The sequence below is a fragment of the Pseudoalteromonas sp. BSi20311 genome, from assembly GCF_000239875.1.
In the GTDB taxonomy this organism is placed as follows: Bacteria; Pseudomonadota; Gammaproteobacteria; order Enterobacterales; family Alteromonadaceae; genus Pseudoalteromonas.
Map to the genome: position 1 here is coordinate 1 of NZ_BADU01000166.1, position 1,687 is coordinate 1,687.

Sequence of the window (1,687 nt, forward strand, 5' to 3'; positions counted from 1 at the left end):
TAACTAAAGTAGATACTTGAAGACTTTATTATCAGAAATTCCAAATTTTAGTTAGTGCGTAGTAATACAGACTGACACCCAAATTTGCTTGGTGACAATAGCGTTTTGGACCCACCTGACCCCATGCCGAACTCAGTAGTGAAACGAAACAGCGCCGATGATAGTGTAGCATTTGCTATGTGAAAGTAGGACATTACCAGGCTCCAAATAAGAGAAAGCCCGATTCGAAAGAGCCGGGCTTTTTTACGTCTGTAGGAAAGTGAAAGTATTAGCCGTCAGTCGTCAGCTATCAGCTGCACAGCGTTAACCTGACCATCGTAGCGTGGGTTGAGTATCACGAAGCCCATGGGCAAAGTAGCGCAACGACTCTAAATACAAGCAAGCCCGATTCAAGAGTCGGGCTTTTACGGGTGTAAAGGAAGCATCCTTAAAACAGTCCATAGGCTTCAGTTTCTTGCTCTTGAGCGCTGCTAGATGGTTCAAGCTCTTTGGGCTTAAATATTGCGCTAGGATCAATAAGTACACTATGTTTATCAGCGAGTTTGATCAGTCCATACATCATGCTTCTTGTTTGGGGGTCAATATCAAAACCAACTTCGGTAAGCTTATCTAGTGGTTTAATATCTTCTTGTTTATATTCAATATTATCTTCAACCTTATCAACTAATAGGCCTACATGAGGGGTCATGCCATCTTTAGTGGTAAACACAATAATAGGTTTATAATCTAAAGTGATTTGTTCTATTGCAGAGTCGAATAAACGCTCTAGGTGAATAAGATCATGTCGCCTTATAATCTCAAGTTGAGTACTAACTTGTTTGCTGTTGCCTTTTTTATATGCATCTATTGCACTGGTCAATTTGTGTAGAAGCGATTTAAACGGGTCATCAAAGCGTGACATAGTATTTTTTAATTCATCGTTATCTGTTTTAAACTCTGTATAAAACTGTTCAAAATCAGTAAGCTCATACTGATTCGCCTTTAACGAGCTTTGCGAAACGAGTAGTTCTTGCTCTAATTTATTAAACCAAGCAATTAGTTGTTTTTGCCAGGATTTAAGTTGCTTTAAAGCATCTAAATTACTGTGCTCAGTAGAAACTCCATTTAAAATGATTCCAAGATCAAATACAGGGGTTGGGATCCCCATATAATCTTTAACACCCAAAAAGCTTTTATTGTCGTTAGGTAACACCGTGAGGTTATTATTAAATTGTTCCGTTAATAAGATATCAAGAATCTTAAGTGAAATGGTTTTATAACCCACTTTAAAGTTAATTAAGTCCATAGTTTCCTCACATACTTAGTTTGTATATTAAGGATAGAACAATATTTGGAAGGTACTTATTTATTCACATAATAAGAGCGATATACATTACGCTTATTTTTATTTTTTGTATCAATAAAAAACTTTTTGTATTATTTTATCATTTATTAACAGTGAATTAAGCTCTTTCAATAGGCACGAGTGTTTAAGCGGTAATTTGCAGTTTGCTGCAGCCCTACTAAATGCCATTGCATTAATATAACCTTCAAAATGAAGACGGTTGGGTTTTGTAATCTTGTTTGCTTGCATATCGGCCAAAAATTCATTACAAAAATTATCATTACATGTGAGTGGATTAGGAACAATTTCTGTAACCATAATATGTGAGGGTGTGGTTACTTCATCAAATAAGTCAAAGCTAGG

At 36.2% G+C, this 1,687-nt stretch carries 1 protein-coding gene, 1 rRNA gene and 1 pseudogene; 1 reads left to right on the forward strand and 2 read right to left on the reverse strand.

Features of this window, described 5'->3' with window-relative positions; translation table 11 throughout:
- The first annotated feature begins 87 nt into the window (after positions 1 to 87).
- Positions 88 to 202, forward strand: a 5S ribosomal RNA gene (rrf, locus tag P20311_RS17275).
- A 225-nt stretch (positions 203 to 427) separates the two neighbouring features.
- Here rrf and P20311_RS17280 read toward each other — a convergent pair.
- The gene (locus P20311_RS17280; RefSeq protein ID WP_008115267.1) at positions 428 to 1,285 is read right to left on the reverse strand and encodes a hypothetical protein; all 858 of its coding nucleotides are present in this window, start codon (positions 1,283 to 1,285) and stop codon (positions 428 to 430) included.
- A gap of 111 nt (positions 1,286 to 1,396) precedes the next feature.
- A pseudogene (locus tag P20311_RS17285) lies at positions 1,397 to 1,687 on the reverse strand (ABC transporter substrate-binding protein); the annotation flags it as partial.

What these genes read in the sequence shown, in the direction of transcription:
- P20311_RS17280 (WP_008115267.1), bottom strand. Translation starts at nt 1,285, where the DNA reads ATGGACTTAATTAACTTTAAAGTGGGTTATAAAACCATTTCACTTAAG.